This is a genomic window from Maribacter sp. 1_2014MBL_MicDiv (genome assembly GCF_001865655.1).
Taxonomy (GTDB): Bacteria; Bacteroidota; Bacteroidia; order Flavobacteriales; family Flavobacteriaceae; genus Maribacter; species Maribacter dokdonensis.
The window spans coordinates 2693604-2720445 of sequence record NZ_CP011318.1 but is presented as its reverse complement, the minus strand read 5'-3'; the positions used below and the strand labels follow the sequence as shown (position 1 = coordinate 2720445).

The 26842-nt window shown below is 36.2% G+C and carries 18 protein-coding genes and 2 tRNA genes; 10 read left to right on the top strand and 10 right to left on the bottom strand.

What is annotated here, in order from left to right; translation table 11 throughout:
• Positions 1-2 precede the first annotated feature (2 nt).
• The gene (sppA, locus tag YQ22_RS11350) at positions 3-1763 is read right to left on the bottom strand and encodes a signal peptide peptidase SppA (protein ID WP_071341294.1); all 1761 of its coding nucleotides are present in this window, start codon (positions 1761-1763) and stop codon (positions 3-5) included.
• A gap of 72 nt (positions 1764-1835) precedes the next feature.
• Here sppA and folK point away from each other — a divergent pair, with 72 nt between their 5' ends.
• On the top strand, positions 1836-2984 hold the full coding sequence (gene folK, locus YQ22_RS11345) for a 2-amino-4-hydroxy-6-hydroxymethyldihydropteridine diphosphokinase (protein WP_071341293.1): 1149 nt from the start codon (positions 1836-1838) through the stop codon (positions 2982-2984).
• A gap of 112 nt (positions 2985-3096) precedes the next feature.
• On the opposite strand, the gene YQ22_RS11340 is transcribed toward folK, so the two are convergent.
• Complete coding sequence (locus YQ22_RS11340) at positions 3097-3627, bottom strand: RNA methyltransferase (protein WP_071341292.1); 531 nt, start codon at positions 3625-3627, stop codon at positions 3097-3099.
• Between the two features lie 165 nt (positions 3628-3792).
• On the opposite strand from YQ22_RS11340, the gene mutS reads away from it, so the two are divergent.
• From mutS to YQ22_RS11315, 5 genes are all read left to right on the top strand, one after another.
• A complete protein-coding gene (gene mutS, locus YQ22_RS11335; protein WP_071342569.1) occupies positions 3793-6375 on the top strand; it encodes a DNA mismatch repair protein MutS in 2583 nt (860 codons plus the stop codon).
• Positions 6376-6470: 95 nt separating this feature from the next.
• A tRNA-Gly gene (locus YQ22_RS11330) sits at positions 6471-6543 on the top strand.
• Positions 6544-6586: 43 nt separating this feature from the next.
• Positions 6587-6673, top strand: a tRNA-Leu gene (locus YQ22_RS11325).
• A 101-nt stretch (positions 6674-6774) separates the two neighbouring features.
• Positions 6775-7410 carry a SanA/YdcF family protein gene (locus tag YQ22_RS11320; protein ID WP_058103906.1) on the top strand — a complete coding sequence of 212 codons (636 nt, stop codon included), beginning with the start codon at positions 6775-6777 and terminating at the stop codon, positions 7408-7410.
• Between the two features lie 35 nt (positions 7411-7445).
• Positions 7446-8696, top strand: coding sequence for an NRAMP family divalent metal transporter (locus YQ22_RS11315; protein ID WP_071341291.1), 1251 nt, complete (start codon positions 7446-7448; stop codon positions 8694-8696).
• A gap of 18 nt (positions 8697-8714) precedes the next feature.
• Here the strand turns inward: YQ22_RS11315 and YQ22_RS11310 are convergent, their stop codons facing one another.
• From YQ22_RS11310 to YQ22_RS11280, 7 genes are all read right to left on the bottom strand, one after another.
• Positions 8715-10628, bottom strand: a complete 1914-nt coding sequence (locus YQ22_RS11310; RefSeq protein WP_071341290.1) for an OmpA family protein — start codon at positions 10626-10628, stop codon at positions 8715-8717.
• Positions 10629-10639: 11 nt separating this feature from the next.
• Positions 10640-11620 carry a PorP/SprF family type IX secretion system membrane protein gene (locus tag YQ22_RS11305; RefSeq protein ID WP_071341289.1) on the bottom strand — a complete coding sequence of 327 codons (981 nt, stop codon included), beginning with the start codon at positions 11618-11620 and terminating at the stop codon, positions 10640-10642.
• Between the two features lie 8 nt (positions 11621-11628).
• The gene (locus YQ22_RS11300) at positions 11629-16389 is read right to left on the bottom strand and encodes a Calx-beta domain-containing protein (protein WP_083414242.1); all 4761 of its coding nucleotides are present in this window, start codon (positions 16387-16389) and stop codon (positions 11629-11631) included.
• A gap of 156 nt (positions 16390-16545) precedes the next feature.
• Positions 16546-17433, bottom strand: a complete 888-nt coding sequence (fabD, locus tag YQ22_RS11295) for an ACP S-malonyltransferase (RefSeq protein WP_071341287.1) — start codon at positions 17431-17433, stop codon at positions 16546-16548.
• 76 nt (positions 17434-17509) lie between these two features.
• Complete coding sequence (locus tag YQ22_RS11290; protein WP_071341286.1) at positions 17510-18019, bottom strand: gamma carbonic anhydrase family protein; 510 nt, start codon at positions 18017-18019, stop codon at positions 17510-17512.
• 7 nt (positions 18020-18026) lie between these two features.
• The gene (locus YQ22_RS11285; RefSeq protein ID WP_058103913.1) at positions 18027-18758 is read right to left on the bottom strand and encodes a LytR/AlgR family response regulator transcription factor; all 732 of its coding nucleotides are present in this window, start codon (positions 18756-18758) and stop codon (positions 18027-18029) included.
• Complete coding sequence (locus YQ22_RS11280; RefSeq protein WP_071341285.1) at positions 18755-20956, bottom strand: histidine kinase; 2202 nt, start codon at positions 20954-20956, stop codon at positions 18755-18757. The genes YQ22_RS11285 and YQ22_RS11280 overlap by 4 nt, the downstream gene beginning before the upstream one ends.
• Positions 20957-21158: 202 nt before the next feature.
• Here YQ22_RS11280 and YQ22_RS11275 point away from each other — a divergent pair, with 202 nt between their 5' ends.
• Positions 21159-22334, top strand: a complete 1176-nt coding sequence (locus YQ22_RS11275; RefSeq protein ID WP_071341284.1) for a vWA domain-containing protein — start codon at positions 21159-21161, stop codon at positions 22332-22334.
• Positions 22335-22382: 48 nt separating this feature from the next.
• On the opposite strand, the gene YQ22_RS11270 is transcribed toward YQ22_RS11275, so the two are convergent.
• On the bottom strand, positions 22383-23405 hold the full coding sequence (locus YQ22_RS11270) for a PorP/SprF family type IX secretion system membrane protein (protein WP_058103916.1): 1023 nt from the start codon (positions 23403-23405) through the stop codon (positions 22383-22385).
• Between the two features lie 123 nt (positions 23406-23528).
• On the opposite strand from YQ22_RS11270, the gene YQ22_RS11265 reads away from it, so the two are divergent.
• The 3 genes from YQ22_RS11265 (at position 23529) to YQ22_RS11255 (ending at position 26834) form a co-directional block, all read left to right on the top strand.
• Complete coding sequence (locus YQ22_RS11265) at positions 23529-24440, top strand: NifU family protein (protein ID WP_071341283.1); 912 nt, start codon at positions 23529-23531, stop codon at positions 24438-24440.
• 71 nt (positions 24441-24511) lie between these two features.
• Positions 24512-24712, top strand: a complete 201-nt coding sequence (locus YQ22_RS11260; protein ID WP_036151958.1) for a dodecin family protein — start codon at positions 24512-24514, stop codon at positions 24710-24712.
• A 67-nt stretch (positions 24713-24779) separates the two neighbouring features.
• The gene (locus YQ22_RS11255) at positions 24780-26834 is read left to right on the top strand and encodes a thioredoxin domain-containing protein (RefSeq protein ID WP_071341282.1); all 2055 of its coding nucleotides are present in this window, start codon (positions 24780-24782) and stop codon (positions 26832-26834) included.
• Positions 26835-26842: the final 8 nt, after the last annotated feature.

Sequence of the window (26842 nt, the reverse complement as noted above, 5' to 3'; positions counted from 1 at the left end):
ACTTATTTAATATCTAAAGCAAACGGCATTCTTGCCTGTACCCCACTTTGCTTTTTAAAAGATTGTAATTCCTTAAGTACTTGATAAGCCTCTTCCCCTATTTCATCTTTTAAAAGGTTCTCTTTTATTTTTACGCTTGCACCTTCCAAATCTTCCATAAAACGCTCAAAGCCACTTTTATATTTAGGAAATTTTTTAACTCCGTAAGTATCTATTTCTGCCATTTCTGCCGCTGCAGATATAGCATCGTCCAAATTACCCAATTCATCTACTAATCCAATTTCCAGAGCCTCGGTACCGCTCCACACCCTGCCTTGTGCCACACTATCCACCTGTGCCATTGTCATACCTCTACCTTGCGACACTCTTTGCAAAAATGTTTCATAGGTTTCCTCAATACTTTCTTGAACCTGATTTTTAAAACTTTCTTGCATTGGTTCAAAAAGGGAATATTCTACTGCATTCTTGTTGGTGCCAACCTGTTCTGCGTTTATACCAACATTGTCTGCCAACTCAGTTAAATTGGGCACTGTACCAAATACACCAATAGATCCTGTTATTGTAGTAGGTTCGGCGAAAATTTTATTAGCTCCCGCAGCAATATAATATCCTCCAGATGCTGCCACATTACCCATGGAAACTATTACCGGTTTCACTTTTTTTGCCAATTCCACCTCTCGCCAAATAATATCGGAAGTCAAAGCGCTACCCCCAGGTGAATTCACACGCAACACTATAGCCTTAACCTTGTCATCTTCACGCGCTTTAATCAAAGCCTCATTAATTATACCTTGGCCAATGATATTTGGGCCACCTTCACCATAAAATATTTCACCCTGCGCAAAAACTACAGCTATTTTATCATCACCAGATTTCAAAGTCTTTTTATTGGAATACTTTACATAATCATCTAAAGAACTATAGTTAATCTTATCATCCTTCTTTATTTCCAGCGCATTTGCCAATTTATTTTCATATTGATCATAAAATATTACATCATCTACCAACCCAGATAACTTTGCAAAGTTAGGCGTTCTACCACCTAAAGTATCTGCAATGACGTTCAGGTTAGATTCAGAAATAGAACGTGTTTCTGAAATATCGGTCACCATTGAATTCCAAAGTGACTGCAACAAAGCGGTCAATTGACTCCTATTTGCCTCACTCATATTATTCTCCAAATAGGGCTCAACGGCACTTTTGTATTTCCCATGGCGTATAACTTCCATCTTAACGCCAGATTTTTCTTGAAGTTCTTTGTAATAAAGCACCTCAGTGGAAAGTCCTTTGAAATCTAAAACTCCTACCGGGTTTATAAAAACAGAATCTGCGACACTGGCCAAATAATAATCTCTTTGCATAAAGAAATCTGCGTATGCGTATATAAACTTACCCTCCGCTTTGAAATCCTCTAAAGACCGTCTAATTGCCTGAGTCTGTGCCAAACCGGCGATAATAAAATTATTATTGATACTGATTCCTTTTATACGGTCGTCATTTTTAGCCACCTCAATAGCATGGATAATTTCATCTAAACCTTGTGATTCTTCAAAAATACCCGCAAACGGATCAAGCTCATTGCTACCGGTATAATCAGATATTGGTCTTTGTAACTGTAACTCAAGAATAGAATTGTCTTTTACCGCAACAGCATCTTCACTACTGCTTACAAGGCTTACAAATATTAAAAACATTACGAACAAAATACCAAAAGCAAATAGAGAACCTAAAATAGATGCTAGAAAATTTCTTAAAAACTTCATTTAAATCTTTCTTTTAAATAGTTAACAAAGATAACTAATGTGAATATGTTTTAGTTATTTTGTTCTAACATTATGGGAGTATACAAAACAGCACTTTTATCAATAGGAAGTAATTTGGGTAACCGCCAATTATTATTACAAAAGGCCATTTTTGAAATTGGCAAGGTTGCCGGCGAGGTAAGACAAGTATCTGCCACCTATGAAACCCCTTCTTGGGGTTTTGAAGGCGAAGATTTTTTCAATGCCTGTTTAGAACTACAGACCTTACTTACACCAGAAGAACTACTTGTTAAGTTATTAGCCATTGAAACAGTTTTTGGAAGAGAAAGAAAAAACAGCGACGCGTACGAGAGTAGAACATTGGATATTGATATTATATATTATGAAAAAGAGGTTATAAATACCGAAACGCTTACAATACCGCACCCAAAAATGCAAGAGAGAAAATTTATTTTAAAACCTCTTGCCGATATTTCACCCCAGTTTTACCATCCTATCTTTAATAAAGACACCCGCAATTTATTACAAGAATGTAAGGACAAGAGCACCATTACCAAACAAGTTCCCAAGCTTTTTAAAAATAGACATACGTTTTTTGCCAGTTTACAATATGTAGCTATAGAAGGTAATATTGGTGCTGGAAAAACAACCTTGGCCACAAAAATTGCTGAAGATTTCAATGCAAAATTAATTCTAGAACGATTTGCCGAAAACCCTTTTTTACCTAATTTTTATATTGACCAATCCAGATATGCTTTTCCATTAGAAATGTCATTTTTAGCAGACCGCTATCAGCAATTCACAGAAGACACCAATCAATTAGATCTTTTTAAAAGTTTCATGGTAAGTGATTATGACATTTATAAATCCCTAATATTTGCCAAGGTCACCCTACAACAAAACGAGTTTGACCTATATAGAAAAGTATTCAACTTCATGTACAAAGAAGTTAAAAAACCTAAAATTTACGTTTATCTGTATCAAACTACAGAACGACTATTACAACAAATCAAGCAACGAGGAAGAGACTACGAACAGAATATTGAACTTACCTATTTAGAAAAAATCAATAGAGGCTATTTTGACTTTTTACGCACCTACCCTAAAGAAAACCAACTAATTATAGACGTTAGTGCCTTAGATTTTGTAAGTAGCAGCAATGATTACGAAACGGTTTTAACCAAGATTGAAGACTTCGCCCTGACCAATTTATATCAATAATAAATTACCGGATTTCTTGCGTAAATGAAAAGAAAATCTTTTATTGTGAAGGCATACGTGCAACTAACTAACTCAAACTATACTTAAAAACCTGGTCTACGACCAGGTTTTTTTATGCGTTAATTTTACTCCAGCAATCCCAAACTACGATACCCACACTAACCGAAATATTTAAGGAATGCTTAGTCCCAAATTGAGGTATTTCCAATACTTCGTTACTTGCCGTAACCACATTTTGAGCAACACCTTTAACCTCGTTTCCAAAAACTAGGACCTGCTTCTTTTCTTTTGCAGGAGCATAATCATTCAATTGAGTTGCATTCTCTGCTTGTTCTACAGAAATTACATGACATCCTTCATTTTTAAGCCTTTCAACCAATTCTATTGTATCTGGAACATATTCCCAATCTACACTATCGGTTGCGCCTAGGGCAGTTTTATGAATATCCTTATGAGGAGGAGTAGCCGTTATACCGCATAAATATATTTTTTCAACAAGAAAAGCATCGGCCGTTCTAAAAACCGAACCAATATTATTTAAACTTCTTATATTATCAAGTACAATTATAATTGGTGATTTACCTGCGCTTTTATATGCTTCAACATCTATTCTACCCAGTTCATCATTTCGTAATTTCCTCATAGTCCCAATTCAATTTCATTAGCACAATATGATCGTAAACTTATCCTCAAATATCAACAATAATTAAAATTTCAGGGATAAAACCATATTTTCGTGAAGGTGCAAAATTAATGAGATAAAGATAAAGTGGCGGAAAAAAGCAAAACAAAAAAGGTAACCCCTTTAATGAAGCAATATAACACCATCAAGACCAAATATCCTGATGCCCTATTGCTTTTTAGAGTAGGTGATTTTTATGAAACTTTTGGTGAAGATGCAGTGAAGGCTTCACGTATTCTTGGTATTATACTGACCAATAGAAATAATGGTGGAGAACGAACAGAATTGGCCGGATTTCCCCACCATTCATTGAACACATATTTACCCAAATTGGTTAAAGCGGGGCAACGCGTTGCTATCTGCGACCAATTAGAAGACCCTAAACAGACCAAAACCATTGTAAAGAGAGGAGTTACGGAATTGGTTACACCTGGGGTAGCCATGAACGATGACATCTTAAACTCAAAGACCAATAATTTTCTTTGTGCTATTCATTTTGGAAGGAAAAAAATAGGGATTTCATTCGTTGATATTTCTACAGGTGAATTTTTAACTTCTGAAGGCAGCGAAGAACAAATTGATAAATTATTACAAAATTTTTCACCTAATGAGGTATTGATATCTAAAGCCCATAAGAAAGAGTTTTTAGATGTTTTCGGTAAAAACCACCATCTCTTTTATTTAGAAGATTGGGTTTTCCAAGAAGATTATGCCTTGGAAAATCTTACCTCACACTTTAACACCAACACCTTAAAAGGTTTTGGCGTTGACCATCTAACCTGTGGGATTATAGCATCTGGGGTCGTTTTACACTATTTAGGAGAAACACAGCACAGACAATTACAGCATATATCAAAATTACAACGTATTGCTGAAGATGATTATATATGGATGGATAGGTTTACCATTAAGAACCTTGAACTCTATCATTCCACCAATGTAAACGCGGTGACGCTTTTAGATGTTATCGACAAAACGATATCACCCATGGGTGGGCGAATGATAAAACGATGGCTTGCACTACCCCTTAAGAACCTGCAAAAAATTACCCGGCGACAGGAAATTGTTTCTTACTTACACCAAAATGAGGTGACATTAGAAAAATTTCAGCACCATATTAAGCAGATGGGCGATATAGAGCGATTGATCTCTAAGGTAGCTACAGGAAAAGTAAACCCTAAAGAAGTGGTTCAATTAAAGAATTCGCTCGAAGCTTTAATACCTATCAAACAATTGGCTACTTCATCTGAAAACGAATCTTTGGCACTTACAGGGGATCAAATACAATCCTGCGACTTGTTAAGGGCTAAAATCAAAGAAATGCTTAGCGAAGAGGCACCTATAAACATTTTAAAAGGTAGCACTATAGCCCAAGGATTTTCAGAAGAGCTAGACGAACTAAGAGGTTTAGCCACATCTGGAAAGAACTATTTAAATAATATGTTGGAAAGGGAAACAGCTGCAACCGGCATTACATCCCTAAAAATAGCGTCCAACAATGTTTTTGGATATTACATAGAAGTAAGAAATACCCATAAAGACAAGGTTCCGGAAAATTGGACACGTAAGCAAACTTTGGTCAATGCAGAACGCTACATTACCGAAGAACTAAAAGAATATGAAGCAAAAATTTTAGGAGCTGAAGACCGTATTCTAACCTTGGAACAGCAGCTTTTCTCTCAATTGGTTGTGTGGATGCAAGAATACATTACCCCCGTACAGAACAATGCACACCTGGTTGCACAGTTAGACTGTCTTTGCGGATTTGCCCAATTGGCAAAAGAGAATGCCTATAACTGCCCTACATTGAACGACTCTACTGATTTAGAGATTACCGAAGGAAGACACCCTGTCATTGAAAAACAATTACCATTAGGAGAACAGTACATTGCAAACGATTTACAGTTAGACAGATCCAATCAACAATTCATAATGATCACCGGTCCCAATATGAGTGGTAAATCCGCATTACTAAGGCAAACGGCATTAATAGTGCTATTGGCACAAATGGGAAGTTTTGTTCCTGCGGAAACGGCTAAAATTGGCGTCGTTGATAAAATATTTACCCGTGTAGGAGCCAGCGACAACATTTCAATGGGCGAATCTACTTTTATGGTCGAAATGAACGAAACCGCCTCTATTCTTAACAACCTGTCTGAGCGTAGCTTGGTACTGTTAGATGAAATAGGTCGTGGTACCAGTACCTATGATGGTATTTCTATTGCCTGGGCCATATCCGAGTATTTACATGAGCACCCAGCAAGGGCAAAAACCATGTTCGCCACCCATTATCACGAGCTAAATGAAATGACCAATACCTTTGGCCGTATTAAAAATTTCAATGTAGCTATCAAAGAACTAAAAGACAACGTTCTCTTCTTAAGAAAATTAATCCCCGGAGGTAGTGAACATAGTTTTGGTATTCATGTAGCTAAAATGGCCGGTATGCCACAACAAGTAATTCAAAAAGCCAACAAGATTCTAAAAAAATTAGAAAACAAACATGTAAGTGGTGAGGTTACGGATAAGCTTATAAACGATTCTGACGAAATGCAACTTAGTTTTTTCAATTTGGACGATCCGTTATTGGAAGAAATAAAGGATGAAATAACCCATTTGGACATAGATACGCTCACACCTGTAGAAGCATTAATGAAATTAAATGAGATTAAACGTCTGTTAACCAAGGACAAAAAGGCGACATCATAAAATATTTAATTCTTTTACACTTTTTTACTTTGGAATTTACAGAATTGTATTAAATTTGCACCCGCATCTTTTAAGAGATGCACGTTCATAAACTTGCGAAAATAGCTCAGCTGGTAGAGCGCCACCTTGCCAAGGTGGAGGTCGCGGGTTCGAATCCCGTTTTTCGCTCTGCAAAATGTTGTTCAGCAACATTTTTAAAAAAACCAAGTATGCTCGAGTGGTGGAATTGGTAGACACGCCGGACTTAAAATCCTGTGCTCTTTGGGGCGTGCGGGTTCAAGTCCCGCCTCGAGTACCACAAACCCCTGAAATCAATCGATTTCAGGGGTTTTTTATTTTATGTACTTTACAAATTGAAGTCGAAAGTTATTTACTAACTTTAGTATTGAAATAGTTTACATGCTAAAAAAAATTCTCAAAATACTCGGATTACTTTTCATACTGTTAGTATTCGTCATTTTTACATGTAATATCATAATTTCAAACACCGCTGACGGAAAAACCTTTACCGACATCTCATCAACACCCAAGAACAGAGTAGGTTTAGTTTTAGGAACCTCAAACAAACTAACCAATGGCTCTCCCAATCCGTATTACACTTATCGTATAAATGCCACAAAAGCGTTGTACAATGCCGGTAAAATAGAATTTATACTTGTTAGTGGTGATAATGGCAGTATTTACTATAATGAGCCAGATACCTTTAAAAAAGATTTGATAAAGGCTGGTATTCCTGAGCGGGCAATTTTCTTGGACTATGCAGGTTTTAGGACTTTAGACTCAATGTTTAGAGCAAAGTTTATTTTTGGTTTGAACAATGTTACCGTAATCTCGCAAAAATTCCACAACGAGAGAGCTATTTATATAGCCAAACAAAAGGGGCTTAACGCTATTGGATTTAACGCTCAAGACGTTTCTACCAGTCAAGGCATAAAAGTGCAGCTAAGGGAATATTTGGCACGGGTAAAGGTATTTATCGATATGCTTTTAAATACCCAACCAAAATTCTATGGCACCACTATAGAAATAAAATAGCTTACTTTTAATCTTACCAACCAATCTTATAAGTAATGCCAAGTTTTAAAACAGTACTGAAAAATTTAGGTCCAGGAATCTTATTTGCCAGTATGGCCATTGGCACCTCTCACTTGGTACTATCTACTAAAGCCGGTGCCCAATATGGTTGGCTTATGATAATACCTATTATACTGGCCAACGTATTAAAGTATCCATTTTTCGAATTTGGAGTAAGGTACACTAACGTCACCAATAAAACATTGATAGAAGGATACCTAAACCGTGGTAAAGGTTATTTATGGTTCTATGCCATCATAACATTTGTTACCACTTTTACCATCTTAGCGGCATTGTACACCGTTACTGCAGGGCTATTCATAAACTTGTTTAATATTGGACATAGTTCTATTGCTATTGTAGCTTTATCGCTTTTCTTGATTATTAGTGCCCTTTTGATTTTTGGAAAATATAAATTCTTGGAGATTAGTTTAAAGTTTGTAATAAGCATATTGTTCATTGCGCTATTGGTTACAACCGTACTAGTGATTGTCAAAGGACCGGTTGACCATGCATTGGACTTTGAACCACTACCTATTTTCAATGAAGTAGGAATTCTTTTTTTAATAGGGTTAATTGGGTGGATGCCAACGACCGTTGAAGCTTCTAGCTGGATTAGCTTGTGGAGCATAGAAAAATGGAAAAATCAAGAAAAGCCAAGTTTAAAAGAATCTTTACAAGAATTTAATATAGGCTATATTATAACGGCAATTCTTGCGGTATTTTTTATGGTCATAGGATGGTATACATTATATGGAACCAACACCCAGCTCAGTAATAATGCCATAAGCTTTGCGGATCAAGTTGTTCGCCTATTTACTGAGCATATTGGCACTTGGGCCTATCTATTTATAGCAATTTCAGCATTTGCCACTATGTTTAGCACATGCATGACGGCACATGATGCATTGGCAAGGGTAAGTTTGGATATTATTTCCCTATTAAAACCAAAAGAGAAATGGTATAGCACAAAAAACGCTTACACCACAGGAATACTCATCTTGACCTTCATCAACTTTATTGTAATTGCCGCGTTTAGTGCAAACATGGGAAATTTAGTTGCTTTGGCCACTTTTGTATCTTTCGTTGTAGCGCCATTAGTAGGATACATGAATTTAAAAAATGTTACCAGTAGTGATCTAGACCCAAAATTTTGGCCCAATAAGCAGCTAAGATTTTTAACCTATGTAGGTATCTTGTTTCTCACCCTCTTTGCGCTTTACTATTTCTATATTATCATTTTATAGTAGGCAAGGTTTTTTTCCCTATTCTACTACAAAAAGTGTTCGTTCATTTTGTTTATGAAGAAAATCTAAACAATAAGCGCCATTGGTACAATTGTTTACAATATTCTCTTCTCCATACCCGGTAGCCTCAAGTATATTATGTGAACCCAAACCATTGTTCAACAAATAATGCTTAATGGTATTGGCCCTGTCTTGTGACAATCTTTTATTATAAGAACTACTACCCCTACTGTCCGTATACGAAAGAATTCTTAATCTTATTTGCGGAAAGCGTTCTACTGCGTCTATAACTTTTTTCAATTGCCCCTCTACTTGAGCATTCAAAGTTGACTTTCCCTTATCAAAATAAAACTTATCCAATTTAATAACTGTTTTCTCTTCCCGTTCCGTTACCAAATCTTCCATTTTGGCAAGCCCCATATTGTAAGAGGAATTTTGAATTTCCTCCATCCCTTCTTCAGAGTAGGTAGTGGAGAAAATAGAATAACCGTCACTCATTGCCTGTATGGTGACCTGAGACATCCATGGCACCTCGATTCTAAAACTTCCGTCCGAATTAGACACAACTTCCTTTAAAACATCTCCATTTTGACTCAACAGTCTTACCTGTGCTCCTTCTAAACCTGCTTTATTCCTTAGATTAACCACCTTGCCCCCAAGAGCAAATGTTTTTAACCCTGGTGATTTATCGAGCATAAAACCATAAAGATCATCCCCACCTTTTCCTCCTTTTCTATTTGAAGCGAAAAAACCGGACAATCCATTACCCTCCTTAGCCTTCTGGATTATAAAGCCGAAATCATCGGATACCGAATTGATACCTTCACCTAAATTTACAGGAATGGTATATGTTTCATTAGCTAGGATATTAGATTTATAAACATCCATACCGCCTAGACCATAAAAAACGTCGGAAGAAAAATATAGGCTTCCTTCATAGATATATGGAGCTATTTCATTTCCGGGCGAATTTATTCTAGGTCCCAAATTAATTGGAGCAGACATTATTTGACCATTATTGGTGTACATATAATATAGGTCTGTACCACCATAACTATCATCAAAATTTGCCGCAAAATATAATCGTTCAGTATTATCATCAAAAAATGGATAATAAAAAGAAGTACTTAAATCCTTTAAGATAAATCTAAATCTACCATTATCTGAAAGCGTACCAATGGCCAAAGCATTCTTCCCATTTTCATCATAACTTAATTCACCATCTTCGGTGTTGGAAAGAATGTAAAAGAACGTGGACAATTTTGTTGAGTAATAAGGTGTTGATTTATGAAACTCGGTAGCCGGTATTTCTTTAAAAGTTTCTACATCTAAAAGCGTATTTGTTGAACTTATTCTAGCAAAATAAATATCCAAATACGATTCGCCCGTAGGCCCATATACATTTTTAGAATTTCTAGATCTACTACTACTGAATAATATTCCATTTTTATAAAACGCTGGGGAGAAATCTCCCTGAGGACTATTAAGCCCTAAATCGCGAATTGTTTTATCTTCATTGCTTGCCGGAATTTCCAATAAGCTATAATTGAACTCTGCGTTTTCTAAAAGTTCTGGAGATAATTTATCCGCTTTTGACCTAAGAAAAGTTTTCACTCTATCTCGTTCTGAATTTTTAGAAAGGCTTTGCAACATTTTATTGAACCTGTTCACAGACATAATAGTGTCATTCTTATTGACCTCTAAATATAGCTCTGAAGCATTATCATATTTACCCGTGCTAAAGTATGAGTCCGCTAAATTCAGTAATTGATAGTTAGTCAATGGTTTCTTTTCCATTTCCTTTTTATACTCTGCAATTGCCTGTTGGTAGCGATATCCATAAAAAAGATTATCTGCCTTGGACTTCTTGTCTTGGGCAAAACCCAAAAGCGGTATAATAATCAGAATTGTTATGAGAAATTTAAATTTCATTATAGTTCTATTTAAAAGAAACGTGGTGAATCTACTTGTTTAGGTTTTCCTTTCGCATTCTTGTCACCACTTCCTTTTGATTTCGCTGCTCCTTGTCTACCTAAATAGAATTTTAGTATTATTTCATGAGAACCATTATTGAACTCACCTAACAAGTTTGTATTGTAATCATAAGAATACCCTGCAAACAATTGGTTTGATATTTGAAAGCCTGCTAAACCACTGAATGCATTGTCTAGACGATAGGATGCACCAGCTGTAAATACATCTGAAATTAAAAAATTACCCGATAAGTTTACATTCACGGGTGAACCTGCAATAGTATTGACCAAAAATGCCGGTTTAAACTTTAAATTATCTGAAAGTTCAAATACATAGCCACCTATAAAATTAAATTGAAGTTTGTCTTCAACTATAGATGATACTTCATCATTATACACACCTTCTGTCAAAAAATTAGGAACAGAGGCACCTAAGTACCAATCTACAGCATACAGGAAAGCACCTGCACCAACGGTTGGATAAAATTTGCTCAACATTTCATCATTAAGGTTCTCACCCGGATTTTCAAAAGTTCCTTTAGAAAAATCAACATTTAAAAAAGAACCTCCTGCATCTATACCAAAAGAAAGTTTAGTCTCATCTGTAACCATAATTTGATATGAATAAGAAACATCTGCATAGGTTTGCGTAGTTGGTCCTAATTGATCACTAACAATATTTAAACCCAATCCAACTTTTTCATTTTGAAAAGGAAGGTTAGCTCCAAAACGAAATGTACGGGGTGCCCCGGGAATATCTATCCATTGAGCTCTATACAGACCAGAAAACTCAGGGTTTTCTACCGTACCCACATAAGCAGGATTAAAGCTACCAATATTGTACATGTACTGGGTATACTGCGGTTCTTTCTGTGAAAATGCATTAAAGCCTATCAGAGAAAATAGCACTAAGGCAATAGTATAACTAGTTTTATTAAAGTTATAATCCATAATTTATTTTATCTAATAAGCTGTATCCAACCCTTATCCAATGTTTCGGGTCCGTTATTGATACTATAATTCATAATATAAAAATAAGTTCCTTTTGGCACTTCTTTTCCTTTATAGGTACCGTCCCAAACATCACCGTCATTTACTTTTTCCGTTTCAAATACCAAGTTCCCGTATCGATCATAAATCTTGATCTTATAATGTAAGGCAACATCAATACCGGTTTCAGGATCTGTACGGTTTATACGAAGTACCTCATTCTGATTATTTCCATTGGGAGAAAATTGGTTGAACAAGAAGCCTGGGTCTGCCGGACTTTTTTCAATCACTTCAACCTCAACGGTAGCCTCATTGTTTAACGTATTGCTATCTCTTGGGGTAGACCTTACGATATTTGCCGTATTGGTATACGTACCTGTAGCCGGAACCACAGCCCTGATCCTTAAAGTTGCTGTTTCTTCTCTTTCCAAAGCCGGAATATTCCAATTACCGGTATTCTCATCATAAACACCATTGAAATCAGATTCTGCCGAAACAAACATAAACCCGTTTTCAAGTAATATTTGATCATTCACAATAATATCTGTCACTACATCAGATACAGAAATATTGGTTACCCTGATCACAAACTCAACTTCATCTCCCACTAACACCTTATCCGGTCTAGCCTCTTTTGAAATTCTTAGGTCTACACCTTCTGGAGCCTCAGTACTTAAATCTACCGTAGCTTCATCATTATCCGGATTATTATCCGTTGGTATAGATTCTAATAGTACAGCAGTATTTGTGTACGGACCTTGTTCTGCGACAAGAACAGTAATATTCAATTCAACAGAAATACCTGCTTCAAGTTCTGGAATGTTCCAATTACCCGATATTTCATCATAATCGGCAGAATCAGCGGACACAAATTCGAACCCAAGCTCCAATAAATCACCAATTACTATTGACCTTGCCGTTCTATCTGATAAGTTAGTGACCAAAATGGTAAATACGATAGTATCTCCAACCAATGCATCAATATTATCCACTGATTTTAACACTTCTAAATCTATAGGCGCATCGCAATTTGGTGTGGCTACCGGATCACAAGGATCATCTGGATCAGAACCATTTGTTTGTTCATCTAAATCTGAAATACCATCACCATCGCTATCACAACTACCATTAAATCTATTAGGTATACATGGATTATTATTTGCAGGATCTTGCTGATCATTAACTCCGTCATTATCGGCATCTTCCGTATTAGAGTCCAATGCATCAATAATACCATCGCCATCCTCATCTAAAGGGTTATTGAAATCATCACCTACTTCCTCACCATCCTCAATACCATCACCGTCAGTATCAGGATCATTGGAGTCAGTCCCCAGAACCACTTCCTGACCACCTAATAAGCCATCATTATCGTCATCAGTTTCACAATCGCTTACATTGATCGTAACTTCTACGGTAGGGTTCTCACAAGGAGCCGTAGAATCTGTTGTAGTATAACTAAATACATAAGCACCAGAAGTAGCCCCTTCAAACTCAACAACATTAGTAGAGCTAATAGTCATATTATCAGGACCCGATACAAAAATCCACACACCAGGATCCGCACCATTTAACCTAGAATCTAGATCTATTGCCGTAAGTCCGTTTGCTGCCACATTACATATAGAACCATTTGTTGCTGTCCCGACTGAAGCCTGAGACCCGATTCTTGCTACTACAGGTTGTCTTTCAGTAGTACATTCATTCTCGGTAGCCTCAACATAATACGTAGCAGTAGCATTCAATGAAGGCGTCGTAAACGTTTCACCGGTAGCGATCGGAGTAACAGCATCTAAAGAATCATACCAATTTACAGAGGCGCCATCACTAGGTTCAACACTCAATAATAAAGTACCCGGACCACAACGTTCATTATCATTAATAACCGTCAATTGCGGCAATACATTACGAACAATTTGTACCTCTATAGTACCACTTGCACAATTATTATCTTCATCATAGAAAAAACCATAATAAGACGCTGGCAAATCAACATCTTGAGCCTCTGCAACGGTTAAATGCGAATTCGTATTTAAGGGATTGGAAACCCTACTCCATGTTAAAACCGTTCCCGCAGGTGCAGCACTAGAAGTATAATCAAATAAATTAGCCGAAAAAGGATCACCAGCATTTTCAACACAATAAATATTTGAAACAGACTCATCTAAAATTGGCGCTGCCACACAGTTATCATCATCCTGTATATTACCAGTAGCCGTACCGCCATTAGTACGCTGAACATTATTGGTAGGTATACCTAATTGAACCGTAAATGTCTCTGTATTTTCTAAAACCGCATCGTTAATTATGGGAACCGTAATTGCCTGTATTTCACCTGCATCACCATCAAAAGTAAGTGAACCGTTGTCACCAGTATAATCTACACCTCCGCCCTCTGCTGTTTCGTCAAAAAAGGAATATGAAACCGTTGTACCACCAATAACCTCTAAATCCAATTCCACTTCAAAAACCATTTCACCGGCAGCATCGTCTTCATTTAATGATTCGTTAGAAATTGTTAATGTCGCTTGGTCATTATCCTCGATTTCAACCGTAGCCGATTGCGTAGCAACCGAACCTAAAGAATAACCAGTACCATTTTGTAATGTAATTATAATAGTTTCCGTACCTTCTTGAATTGCATCGTTGATTGGCGAAATATCTATTTCTACAGATTGCTGACCGTTTGGAATGTTTACCGCATTTGCATTAATAGCTGTATAATCTGTTCCCTTACCAGCCGTTCCCGCAATAGTATAATTAATGGTCATTGTGGTACCCGTATTATTAGGAACACTAAGACCAATTGTAAATTCACCAGGTGAAACTGCATTGTTACTCTCTGCCGCAGTACCATCTGAAGCTGTAATTTCCGCTACATTGGTATCCTCACTAACAATGACTACAGTAGCATTACTTGGACCACCAACAGTATATCCCGTTCCATTGACCAAAGTTAAAATCACCGTTTCATTACTTTCAATGTCATCATCATTAATAGGAGTAATAGTAATGGTACCTGTGCTCTCACCTTCTTCTATTACCACAGACCCCGAAAGATTAGCATAATCATCTCCTTGATCGGCAGTTCCTCCAATTGTGTAATCAATTTCTAAATCGTCCCCTGTGGCGTTTACTTTCTCTACATCTACGGTAAACAACCCAACACCAAGAGGGCTCTCATTTGCAGTGGCATCCGTAGATTCAATAGATGCTTCAAAAATATCGGTATCATTTATATTAACAGTAGCAGTAGCAGAACCTGCATTTCCTAAATTGTATCCGGTACCTGTTGCCAGATTCAAAATTACAGTTTCAGCATTCTCAACTAAATTATCATTTATGGGAGTTAACAAAACCGTTGCATCTTGGCTGCCATCTGCAATAATAACAGAACCGCTCAACGCCGAAAAATCTGACCCGGATGTTGCTGTACCAGCAATCGTATAATTTACCGTAATTGGATTACCAGTATTATTTACCTGATCCAAACTGATTGTAAACAACCCGGTATTCGTTACGTTATTTGCTTCTACAGCAGTAGCATCAGTAGCAGTAACAGATGCTACGAAAGCATCGTCATCTACTATTGTAACAGTATCCGTATTAGGAGTTCCAATTTCATAAAGCGCACTATTAATACTGTTCAGCGTAATTACTACTGTTTCATCACCTTCAATTAAAGCATCATCTATGGGGGCAATGTTAAGGTTGGTGAAATCTGAACCGTCTGGTATATTGGCATTACCGGTAATGGTAAAGTCATCGCCTTCTGTTGCGGTACCGCTAATGGTATAGTTTACAGTTAAGGTACCACCCGTATCATTCTCCTCATTTAACTCTATTCTAAACCGGCCGTTGTTTCCTGACCCATCTTCATTGGTACTTGGTCTATTTGCCAAAACAGTAACTTGAGCAAGGTCATTATTAAGAATTGTACCCGTACCCGTATCTCCCGCAATTACACTTGTATTATCATCACTTGATAATGTTGCAATAAATGTTTCATTGCCCTCAACTCGCGTATCGTTACCTGTAACAACTGCCATTTGTTTAGATGTTTGCCCTGGCAAAAAAGTAATTTCTTGTTGGTCGCCATTATAATCGTCCGGATCAGTAAATCCTAAAGTACCTTTAGTTGCAGTACCTCCAGAAAAATCAACTGTTACGGTATGCTCATAGACAACAGCTTTATCTGTACTAACATCAAAGACTAAATTATTTCCTTCGGTTGCTTGTACATTATTAATCTGTAAAGTTGTAGTATCATCATCTGCAATAGTTACAGTTGCCTCGTCATTTGCAGAATCAATATTATAATCATTACTTGGTGATAATTTAACGATTACCGTTTCCTCCCCTTCTACAAACAAATCATCTAACACACTTACATTTATATACTCACTACCTCCCCCAAAAAAATCAACAGTTATTGGAACCGAACGACTTAGAGTTCCAAAATCAGAACCTTCTGTTGCTGTACTACTTAAAATCACATCATAATTGACAGTAACATTCCCTGAAAAAGTAAGAGAAGCCACGCGAACTATAAATCTACCTGGTAAAATATTACCTTCAGTTGCATCTCTATCATTTTCAATAGATACAAATTGCGCAGAAACACATTGGGAGAAAACCCCAAAAACCAACAATGTAAAAACAAAGAAAAATTGCTTAAATCGTTTAGTATTCTGAAAATTCAAAAGACTATTGTACATACTTATTTTCATAGCATTCTTTATCAAACCCTAAATTATGATTGGGAAAGTTCTACATTCACAACCAAAAATTAGGGTCTCAATATTACAAAAAAATCAAGGTAAACCTCTCAGAAACAGTTGAAAAAAGGATTTATGGGTTAAATGGTAATATTAAGGAAACAAAGGCTAGTCTGTTAGTTGCGGTGATTGCGTTGTAACCGATGGCTCAATTTTTCTTACCAACCCTTGTAATACTTTTCCAGGACCTATTTCTGTAAAAATAGTAGCACCATCATTCACCATGTGCTGCACACTTTGTGTCCATTTTACCGGTGCCGTCAATTGCAACATTAAATTCTTTTTAATTTCATCTGCACTGTGCACCGCAGTTGTAGGAACATTTTGATAGATAGGACAACTTGGCATTGAAAAAGTTGTATCATCTATGGCCGCAGCCAATTCTTCTCTAGCAGGCTCCATTAATGGAGAGTGAAAAGCACCACCTACGGGTAACATTAATGCACGTCTTGCTCCAGCTTCTTTTAACTTTTCACAAGCTTGTTCTACAGCAGGCACCTCACCTGAAATAACCAATTGACCAGGGCAATTGTAATTTGCAGCCACAACAATTCCGTCTATTTCTGAACAAACTTTTTCTACAACAGCATCTTCTAACCCTAATACCGCAGCCATAGTCGATGGCTTAAGTTCACACGCTTTTTGCATTGCCAAAGCACGTTGCGATACCAATTTAAGTCCGTCTTCAAAACTAAGGGAATTGTTTGCCACAAGTGCAGAAAATTCCCCTAAAGAATGACCTGCAACCATATCTGGCTTAAACGTATCTCCCATTACCTTACTTAGAATCACGGAGTGCAAGAAAATAGCAGGCTGGGTTACTTTGGTCTCTTTTAAACCTTCAGCAGTACCATTGAACATAACCTCAGTAATTTCAAAGCCTAAAATATCATTGGCTTTAAGAAACAATTCTTTTGCAATAGGGTATTTCTCGTATAAATCTAACCCCATTCCAACAAATTGAGCACCTTGCCCAGGAAAAACATATGCGTTCATAACTTTTAGTTTTGGTGGATCAAAAGTACGTATTTTAGCTAGATTGCCATACCCTCAATTCTTTTTGAGTCAACGATTATTCTTTAAACCAGCCTGAATACATTGTATATGCCTCTGCAATTCTATTAATTTCACCTGAACTGAGCTCAGGACTAATATCCTTTATCTTCTTTGCGGGCATACCGGCAAAAATACTTCCAGACGGCACATGGGTTCCTTTTGTAAGAACTGCTCCTGCTGCAATTATACTATTACATTCTACAATGCAATCATCCATAATTATACTTCCCATACCCACCAATACGTTATCATGAATGGTACAACCATGAACAATTGCATTATGACCAATAGAAACATTATTACCAATAGTTGTTGGAGACTTCAAATACGTACAATGAACCACAGCACCATCTTGAACATTTACTTTATTGCCCATTTTTATAAAATGAACATCTCCCCTTAAAACTGCATTGAACCAAACACTACATTGCTTGCCCATACTTACCTCACCAACTATTGTTGCATTTTCAGCTATAAAACATTCTTCACCTATAATTGGTTCTTTACCCCTAACCGCTTTTATCATTTGTACATTAATTAAAATATGATAGAAAATCTTTCTTTTTTGAAGCGGACACCATAACTTCTTTTCCGTTAGACATCACCACGCTGCCCCCTTTACCTTTTTTATACTTCACCACCTCGTTCACATTGACCAAAAAAGATTTATGAACACGCGCAAAAGGATAATTTTTTAATGCATCCTCAAAATACTTTAAGGTTTTACTCACTAATATTTTCTTGTTCAACAGGTAAATTTCAGTATAATTATCATCTGCCTTACAATACAAAATATCGGCAATATTCAGGACTTGAAAACCATCTTGTTGAGGCAAAGTCAATTTCCCCTCTACCCCATTAGATTTTGTACTTAGCACTTCTCCTTCCAAACTTGCCTCTTTTTCACGAACAGTTTCTACATAAGCTACTGCATTTACCAGTTCATCTATATTAATTGGCTTGGTTAGGTAGTATGCAGCATGATTGTTTAAAGCATCTTTTGCATAATGATCATACGCGGTAACAAAAACGGTTTCAAAAGTTCTATCGGGCAGTTGATCAAGTAAATCAAAAGCATTACCGAACGGCATTTCTACATCTAGAAAAACGAGATCCAAACTATTACTCCCAATTAAGGTCAAAGCATCCTTAATTGATGAAGCCTCTCCCAACAATTGAACACTAGGGCAATATTTAGAGATATAATTTCGTAATATCTCCCTACTATTGGCCTCATCTTCCACTATAATTGCATTTAAGCTCATTTCTCCCTTTTTAAAATAAATAAAACTTTAGTTCCGGTTCCGTTCTCTTGTAGATCTGAAATTTTAATATCCATCTTATCGGTATACATATCATTCAATATTGCCACGCGTTTTTGAATAATACCCATTCCTTTAGATTTTTGTTTCTTTTGATTTTGGGTTTTTATTTCTGCAGATTTCTTTCTTCCAATACCATTATCTGTGATTGAAATAATTATAGAGCCTTCACTATTCTCCTTAACGGTAACTAAAAGCTCTCCTTTTTCCTCCCTATACCGTAATCCGTGCCAAATAGCATTTTCAATGTAGGGTTGCAATAACATTGGAGGTATTTGAAACTTGGACACCTGTACATTTTCATCTACGGTGATTTGATAGTCAAATTTGTCTTCAAATCTAGAATGCTCAAGCTTTATATATAATTCCAATTGCTGCAATTCTTTTTCTAAGGGAATAAAATCTTCTTCAGAGTTTTCAAGGACAGATCGCATTAATTTGGAAAAATCACTAAGATATCTGTTGGCACTACGCTCATCGCTTTTAGAAATAAAATTATTAACGGAATTCAATGCATTGAAAATAAAATGCGGATTCATTTGAGAGCGCAATGATTTCAAGGCTAATAAGTTATTTGCCAATTTCTGTTGTTGATTACTTCGATAAAAGAAGAAGGCTGCCAAAAGGGTCAATAATAACCCAAATATTAAAGAGTAGATAACCAGCTGTTGTCTCTTATTACTTTCCTTTACCAGCTCTTGCTCCGTTAAAGCTAAATCATATTTACTTTGAGACAGTTCACGCTCCTGTTCCAAGCCCGTAAGTCGGTTTTGAGCATTTGCTATCTCTCTATTAAAGCGACTAGCCCTAGAGATTTCTTGTTCTTTTCGTACATATAATGAATCTACCAATGCCACGTAGGTCTGGTAAGTTTCCAAGGCCTTTGTGAAATCCCCTTTCACTTTATACACTTCAGACAGTTTTCTTGTGGCATCTTTTTGCACCACCAAATCATCGTCTGAGTCAGCCTCAACAATACTCTTTTCCAAAAAGGGAATAGCCTCATTGTACTTATCTTGAGAGATGTAGGCATTGGCAATCTTATAGTTTATTCGTTGGGATGTTATCGTATCTCCAAGTTCAAGCTTTTTAAGTCCAACATTAGGCGCGTTCAATCTTTTTAATTCCTGTAAACTGCTTTTACGCATATTGATTTCTTCATTGAACCTACTTTTAGTATTGTAAAAATCCGCTACCTTTTCTTTTTCTTGCAATGCCCTTTTTGGTGCTGATTGTACCGCAAGCTCCAATGAATTTCCATAATAAGCCTCTGCCGCCATAGCCTGGTTATCCATAGAATATGAATCGGCCAATTTGGAATTCAAGTCGATCATTTTTGAGGTATTCTGATTTTTTTCGGCAATCAACAGACCTCTGTTATACAACTCTATTGCTTCTTTGGTTTTGCCCTCACCCTTTTTAGCATCACCTAATAGTTCATAAAGTACTGCACTTTGATAAGGCGGCATAGTTTTTACCTTCGACAAGGGATCCAATAAACCTATAGTCTCATTGAATCTTGACGTTAAATTGTACGCCCTGCCCAACAATAAAGATGTGGCAATGGTCTTATTGTTCTCTAACGCATCTTCATAGTTATCAATAGCTAAGTCCAATTGCTTGTGATATTGATAGACCTCCCCAAGTTTGGAAAGCGATCGTGCCAATTCCTTCCTTCTCCCTCTTTTTCCTAATAAAGCTATAGATTGGGCCACAAAGTCAATACTCTTTTCAATATCCTTGGCTTTGTAGTGTTCTGCGGAATCTAACAGTTGTTGATGTTTTTTTGAAATATCAGGCGGTGAATTTGACCTGTCACTAACCGAAGACTCAAAGCCTTCTACCAAGATCAGTACCTCATCGTTTTTTTCTACATTATACCATAATGTCTCAATATCCTGATGCTCAATTATGAGTTGATCACCAATTCTTGTTTTAATTTCAAATTCTCCCAAGGCATTAGTAACCACGAACACCCCCATATCATTTGAAATAGAAACACCGGAAATTGGTTGTCCTGTGCTCCTAACCTCAACCCTACCTTTTAAATTGAATTTTAGTGCATTGTTTTGAGATTGTGAATAGATAACGTTCCACCCCAAAAACAAACAAACAATTATGTAAATACAATAATCTTTCATACTCAATTACTATGGTAAACTTAGCTGATAATTATGGTACTAAAAAATGAAGTAATTCCAAAACTCACACTTAATCTAGCATTATTCATAAGTTAACAAACCCATTAAACCACTTTACTAAGCCATAAGGCACCTTCGCTCATTTCAATTATTCTAAGAAAAACTTAGCGGTTAGTTTCGTCTTGAATTTAAAACGAAAACTATGAAAATCTTAAAACAACTTGGATCTATAGGTATTACACTATTGACCATATCTAGCGTATATGCCTGTAATACTAACGAAAGAAGAAAACCAATTGAACTAATTGCACATGCTACTAACCCAGTAGAACCAAAAAAAGACAATACTGTTCAAATAGCGTTGTTATTGGATACAAGTAATAGCATGGACGGTTTAATTAACCAAGCCAAGTCTCAACTTTGGGATATCGTAAACGAGTTCAGTTTGGCTAAATGCGGAAATGACACTAGACCCAAGCTACAAATTGCAATATATCAATATGGGAATGACAATCTTTCAGCAAGTGAAGGATACATTCAACAAGTTCTTGGATTTAGTAGTGATCTTGATGAAATTTCTGAAAAACTCTTCTCATTAACCACCAACGGTGGTGAAGAATACTGTGGTAAAGTTTTACAAACATCGCTACAACAATTACCATGGAACCAAAATCCAGATTTACTACGAATGATTTTCATTGCCGGTAACGAGCCTTTTGACCAAGGAAGGTATAATTATAGAAATGCGACCACCAATGCTAATGAAAAAGGGGTTACGGTCAACACTATTTTTTGTGGAAATTACGAATTAGGTATAAACACAGATTGGAAAAAAGGGGCTTCATTAACAGGAGGAGAGTATATGGCTATTGATCACAATAAAAAAGTGGTTCATATAAACACTCCTTATGATGACATCATAATCAAGCTCAATTCAAAATTAAACACCACATATATTTCGTACGGTACTTTAGGAAGAGAAAAGTACCAGGCACAGAGAGTTCAAGATGAAAATGCTTTAGAGATGGAAGAAGCCATTGCCGTTAAAAGAGCTGTTAGCAAAAGTTCAAGACTTTACAATAATAAAAAATGGGACTTAGTTGATGCCTATGCCGATGAGGAATTTGAAATTAGTACTGTTGAAAAGGATCAATTACCCAATGAGCTGAAGAACAAAAACGAAAAAGAAATCAAAGATTATATTGAATCTAAAAAAGCAGAGAGAATACAGATACAAAAAGAGATTCAAGAATATAACTCTAAACGTTTAGCATATATAGCCGAACATCAAAACGCTGATAAATCAGGTGAATTAGAAAATGCCATGATCAAGGCAATTAAAAAGCAAGCCGAATCAAAAAATTATAGCTGGGAGTAAATCAATTTCAATAAAAAGGTCCGTTACAAACTAGCTGACCTTTTTATTTTAATTAGCGGCAGGACAGTAGCAATCATACTTTCGCTCTGTCTGTCCAAAATCATACCCTAAGGTAATTTGGTGAAACCCACCATTATCAAAACGATAATCATTCATTTGATACGAATAATTATACGACACCATAAAGTTTTTAAAATTAGCACCAACTATAGGGGTTATCAACTGTAAGCGTTGCTCTCCAAATGAACCTGCATCTTGATATTGAGCTCCATCAAAACTTCTTCTATATGAGAGTCCGCCCCAAATACGACCAAAATCTACATCTTTATAAACCTTGGCGTTAATATCTAAACTCTTCTCCTTGGTAAATTCAGTTAACTGAAAAAGTACTGATGGCTCAAACTGCCATTCACTTCTTCCAAAGATATACCCTGCAGATACTAAAAACCTTCTAATATTATCAATTACCAATTCATCTGGGTTGTCATTTCTATCCCTATAGTACAAATTTCTTTTGCTTCCGGTCAATGCATTTGTAACCGCAAAATGCGTGTAAAACTCTCCATAATTGTATGAAACACCGATATCGACATTTGCGTAAGAAGAACTTAATTTGATACCTGAAACGGCAGGATCGGGAGTTACCGATCTAAATTCGGTTTCATCCAAGCTACTCTGTAATATAGTACCGCTAAGACCAAAAGATAGTTGATTTAACTGTCTTACATCATTACCGCCCATTCTTAAATGATGAGCGTATGTAAGTTTAAGTCCGGTTTGAGAATGATAGCCATTAGCATCGTTAAAAACTATTGCACCTATACCACTTGGAGAATCACCTAACCTAAAATGGGCATTAATGGTTTGCAAACTAGGTGCATCATCAACATCAAACCATTGCTTTCTTGCAGTAGCCCTAATTTTTCCACCTTCACCAATACCGGCCATAGAAGGAAAAACCAAATAATAGTTATCTGACAAATAATCGAAATAAACAGGAATACCTTCTTGTGCATTAGATTTAAGACCAATCACAAGCACGGTAAACAATAATAGAATATGGTATTTCATCTTGGGACTTTAAAACTAGGGTTTAGTTTCGCTAATATAAAGTGTATAACGAGTTAACCTCAACATTATTATGTAGCTACAAACTAAGATTTCCTTTGTATTTTTGCTTAAAATTTTTGAGATATGAAAGAGTATTCAATCACGGTAGTAAAAACCAACAACCCACATATATTAAAATTCGAAACTAACCACTTGTTAGTACAACGAAAAAATTACGAATTTAAAAATATTGACGAAGCCAAAAATAGCCCATTGGCCCAACAGCTATTCTATCTTCCGTTTATTAAAACAGTTTATATTTCAGGAGATTTTATTGGATTGGAACGTTACGATATTGTTCAATGGGAAGATGTAAAAGATGAAGTGGCACAACAACTAGTTGAGTACTTAAATGCTGGTGAGCCAATAGTCATAGAGGAAGATATGGATAAACCCATACCAGTTACCGTATATGCAGAAGTAACTCCCAACCCATCTACAATGAAATTTGTAGCAAGTAAAAAAATAGTAGGGTCTGCATTCGAATTTAAGAATATAGACGAAGCAAGAGATTCTAAACTAGCTACCGAGTTATTTCAATTTCCGTTTGTGAAACAGGTATTTATAGATGAAAATTACGTTTCTGTTTCTAAATATGAAGTTGCGGAATGGGATGATATAACCGTAGAACTACGAGAAGTAATAAGAAATTTTATTACCGAAGGAAAACAAATTGTAGCGGATAATGCCAAAGCTATAGGAGCTGAAGCCCAAGTATCCGAAACAATTACTGCCGAAAGTACTGTTGAGCTTGATGAAACTTCACAAGAAATTGTTGATATTTTAGAAGAATATGTAAAACCGGCTGTAGCTAGTGATGGAGGGAATATTATGTTTCAATCTTATGATACGGACAGCAAAACTGTAAACGTAATTCTACAAGGCGCCTGTAGCGGTTGCCCGTCTTCTACATTTACCCTAAAAAACGGTATAGAAACAATGTTGAAAAATATGATGGGAGACAAGGTAAATGAGGTAGTTGCGTTAAACGGCTAATTATCGATTTAAATGAATTAAAGTGTGCCTTCAATTTTTGTAACTTGTAGGAAATCTAAAAATCATTAATTATGGCAGTTTTAAAAGTAATCGAAATTTTAGCAAATTCTGACAACGGATGGGAAGATGCAGCAAAAAAAGCAGTTGCAGAAGCATCTAAATCAGTAAAAAATATAAAATCGGTTTATATCAACGAGCAAAGCGCTACAGTTGAAGATGGAAAAATCAAAAATTACAGAGTAAATGTTAAAATCACTTTTGAAGTGAAGTAACCATTTTGCTACAATATTAAAAGCGCCTTTTGGCGCTTTTTTTTGCCTTAAATCAAATATTTACACAATGCCCCATTCACAAAAGCATACTAACAACCTTATTAAAGAAAGTAGTCCTTATTTACTTCAACACGCCCATAACCCTGTTCATTGGGAAGCCTGGGACGAAGACACATTACAAAAGGCAAAAGACGAGAATAAATTAATATTGATAAGTATTGGTTACGCAGCATGTCATTGGTGCCATGTTATGGAGCATGAATGCTTTGAAGATGAAGAGGTTGCCGAAACCATGAATGCCCATTTTATCAATATCAAGGTAGACAGGGAAGAAAGACCAGATATTGACCACATTTACATGGATGCACTTCAAATGATGACCGGTAGCGGCGGCTGGCCTTTAAATATTTTGGCCCTACCAGATGGTAGACCATTTTGGGGAGCTACTTTTGTTAAAAAAACCGATTGGATTCAAGTACTGAACCAACTTCAAAAACTGTATATAGAAGACCCTAATAAAATTACAGGGTATGCTGAAAATATGGCTCAAGGTCTAAAAGAAATCAATTCAATTACAAAGACCAGTAATGATGAACTCATTAAATCAAACGAAATTGAAAAAATAATACAGGACTGGTCTAACTATTTTGATACGTTTTTAGGCGGATACAAACGCGCCCCAAAATTTATGATGCCTACAAACATGAATTGTTTACTACATTATGCACACTCCCATAATGATGACACTATTTATGAGTACGTAAACACCACCTTGACCAGAATGGCTTGGGGTGGCATATTTGACCATGTTGGCGGTGGTTTTTCAAGATACGCGGTAGACACCAAGTGGCACGTACCACATTTTGAAAAGATGCTATATGACAATGGTCTATTAATTAGTCTTTATTCTAATGCATATGCCGCTACCAACAAGCAACTTTATAAAAGTACCGTTGAGAAAACCATTTCATTTTTAGTAGAAGAGCTACTAGACAAGAGCAATGGATTTTACTCTTCTTTAGATGCCGATAGTTTAACCAAAAATGGCAAGTTGGTAGAAGGAGCGTATTATGTTTGGCAAAAAGAAGAATTAATAAGAATACTAAAGGATGATTTTGAAATTTTCGAGGAGTATTTCAATATAAACTCCTACGGCCTTTGGGAAGAAGACAACTATGTGCTAATTAGAGACGGCAAAGCTTTGAACATAGCAATGAAGCACTCCATTACCAAAAAGGAGTTGAAGCAAATTATAACCCAATGCCTTGTTTTATTAAAAAAGGAAAGGAAAAAACGCAACAAACCCAGGTTAGACGATAAGATTTTGACTGCTTGGAACGGACTTGCCTTAAAAGGTCTTACCGATGCTTACAGGTACTTGGAGAATCCTCACTATTTAGATCTCGCATTAAGAAATGCACAATTCATCATTGAAAAAATGTCTGCTGAGGACGGTGGACTGTATCGTAATTTTAAGAACGGAGATAGCACCATTAAAGGGTTTTTAGAAGATTATGCATCGGTCATTGAGGCTTTTATTGGTCTTTATGAAGTTTCGTATGATGACAAATGGCTTAACCACAGTTTAAGACTTACAAAATACGTTATAGACCATTTTACCGATAGTGAAACCGGGCTCTTTTACTTCACATCTTCCGAAGAAGATGGGCTTATTAGAAGAACCTTGGAAATTGCAGATAACGTAATACCATCTTCCAACTCAATTATGGCACATAATCTACATAAACTCTCCAAGTATTTTCCAGAGGATAATTTAGATATTCGCTTAAACAAGATAATGACCTCAATGAAGTCAACTATAACAGAAAACCCTCAAAATAATTCTAATTGGCTTCATTTGGCTCAACTAATGGATCAGAAATTCTTTGAAATGGTCGTTATCGGTGAAAATTTTGAACCCATTTGCAAAACACTCATGAAGAACTATCTTCCAAACGTTACATTTGCGGCTTCAAATGCAAAAAATAGCAACTTACCTTTATTGATGAATAGGTATGTAATGAACAAAACGCTTATTTATGTTTGTAATCACGGAAGCTGTCAAATGCCTGTTGAAGAACCAAAAAAGGCTTTAGATTTATTGACTACAAACATCTCATAGTTTATTGA

What these genes read in the sequence shown, in the direction of transcription:
- mutS (WP_071342569.1), top strand. Translation starts at nt 3,793, where the DNA reads ATGAAGCAATATAACACCATCAAGACCAAATATCCTGATGCCCTATTG.
- YQ22_RS11255 (WP_071341282.1), top strand. Translation starts at nt 24,780, where the DNA reads ATGCCCCATTCACAAAAGCATACTAACAACCTTATTAAAGAAAGTAGT.
- YQ22_RS11340 (WP_071341292.1), bottom strand. Translation starts at nt 3,627, where the DNA reads ATGAGGAAATTACGAAATGATGAACTGGGTAGAATAGATGTTGAAGCA.
- YQ22_RS11290 (WP_071341286.1), bottom strand. Translation starts at nt 18,019, where the DNA reads ATGATAAAAGCGGTTAGGGGTAAAGAACCAATTATAGGTGAAGAATGT.
- YQ22_RS11265 (WP_071341283.1), top strand. Translation starts at nt 23,529, where the DNA reads ATGAAAGAGTATTCAATCACGGTAGTAAAAACCAACAACCCACATATA.
- fabD (WP_071341287.1), bottom strand. Translation starts at nt 17,433, where the DNA reads ATGAACGCATATGTTTTTCCTGGGCAAGGTGCTCAATTTGTTGGAATG.
- YQ22_RS11305 (WP_071341289.1), bottom strand. Translation starts at nt 11,620, where the DNA reads ATGGATTATAACTTTAATAAAACTAGTTATACTATTGCCTTAGTGCTA.
- YQ22_RS11280 (WP_071341285.1), bottom strand. Translation starts at nt 20,956, where the DNA reads ATGAAAGATTATTGTATTTACATAATTGTTTGTTTGTTTTTGGGGTGG.
- folK (WP_071341293.1), top strand. Translation starts at nt 1,836, where the DNA reads ATGGGAGTATACAAAACAGCACTTTTATCAATAGGAAGTAATTTGGGT.
- YQ22_RS11320 (WP_058103906.1), top strand. Translation starts at nt 6,775, where the DNA reads ATGCTAAAAAAAATTCTCAAAATACTCGGATTACTTTTCATACTGTTA.
- YQ22_RS11310 (WP_071341290.1), bottom strand. Translation starts at nt 10,628, where the DNA reads ATGAAATTTAAATTTCTCATAACAATTCTGATTATTATACCGCTTTTG.
- YQ22_RS11300 (WP_083414242.1), bottom strand. Translation starts at nt 16,389, where the DNA reads ATGAAAATAAGTATGTACAATAGTCTTTTGAATTTTCAGAATACTAAA.
- YQ22_RS11315 (WP_071341291.1), top strand. Translation starts at nt 7,446, where the DNA reads ATGCCAAGTTTTAAAACAGTACTGAAAAATTTAGGTCCAGGAATCTTA.
- YQ22_RS11285 (WP_058103913.1), bottom strand. Translation starts at nt 18,758, where the DNA reads ATGAGCTTAAATGCAATTATAGTGGAAGATGAGGCCAATAGTAGGGAG.
- YQ22_RS11260 (WP_036151958.1), top strand. Translation starts at nt 24,512, where the DNA reads ATGGCAGTTTTAAAAGTAATCGAAATTTTAGCAAATTCTGACAACGGA.
- sppA (WP_071341294.1), bottom strand. Translation starts at nt 1,763, where the DNA reads ATGAAGTTTTTAAGAAATTTTCTAGCATCTATTTTAGGTTCTCTATTT.
- YQ22_RS11275 (WP_071341284.1), top strand. Translation starts at nt 21,159, where the DNA reads ATGAAAATCTTAAAACAACTTGGATCTATAGGTATTACACTATTGACC.
- YQ22_RS11270 (WP_058103916.1), bottom strand. Translation starts at nt 23,405, where the DNA reads ATGAAATACCATATTCTATTATTGTTTACCGTGCTTGTGATTGGTCTT.